Source organism: Staphylococcus sp. HMSC62D11, assembly GCF_001839145.1.
Taxonomy (GTDB): Bacteria; Bacillota; Bacilli; order Staphylococcales; family Staphylococcaceae; genus Staphylococcus; species Staphylococcus lugdunensis.
The window spans coordinates 1,101-1,397 of the sequence record NZ_KV840204.1; the positions used below are offsets into that span (position 1 = coordinate 1,101).

Sequence of the window (297 nt, forward strand, 5' to 3'; positions counted from 1 at the left end):
ACATCGAGATTAGAGCTACAGATAATAGTGGTCAGCCAGTAACAACCAAAGTCAGTGGCCTACCGGAAGGAGTAACGTTTGATTCTAGAACAAACATAATAAGCGGTGTAGCGACGAAAGTCGGAACTTATCCAATTGTAGTGACAAGTACGGATGCCGATGGCAATAGTGTCGAGACAAAATTCAGTATCAAAGTTGTAGACACGACAGCACCAACAGTGAAAGAGATTAGTGATCAGACCAAAGAAGTGAATACCGCAATCGATAACATCGAGATTAGAGCTACAGATAATAGTG

Annotated in this window: 1 protein-coding gene; it reads left to right on the forward strand. The window is 41.8% G+C overall.

The features are described 5' to 3' along the window. On the forward strand, positions 1-297 hold a 297-nt coding region (locus HMPREF3267_RS11210; protein WP_176746109.1), incomplete at both ends, for a putative Ig domain-containing protein.